Origin of the sequence: uncultured Formosa sp. (assembly GCF_947500765.1) — a bacterium.
Classification (GTDB): Bacteria; Bacteroidota; Bacteroidia; order Flavobacteriales; family Flavobacteriaceae; genus Formosa.
Genome location: NZ_CANMTH010000080.1, coordinates 1 through 229, shown reverse-complemented (window position 1 = coordinate 229; position 229 = coordinate 1). Strand labels below are relative to the sequence as shown.

Sequence of the window (229 nt, the reverse complement as noted above, 5' to 3'; positions counted from 1 at the left end):
ATATAGAAAACGGTATGAGTGATTTGTTGGCCGATTCAGGCCCGGCTTACGATATTAATATAAAAATATTCAATAAATTACAAAGTACGATTACAGGTTGGCCAGGCGGAAAGCCCAATGCAGACGATTCTAACCGTCCAGAGCGAGCCGAACCTGCCAAGAAACGCGTACTAATATTTAGTCCACACCCAGATGATGATGTAATTAGTATGGGAGGAACGTTTAAGCG

The 229-nt window shown here is 42.4% G+C and carries 1 pseudogene; it reads left to right on the top strand.

Annotated features, from left to right (window positions below):
- Positions 1–229: pseudogene (locus Q1B05_RS18660) on the top strand (glucosamine-6-phosphate deaminase); the annotation flags it as partial.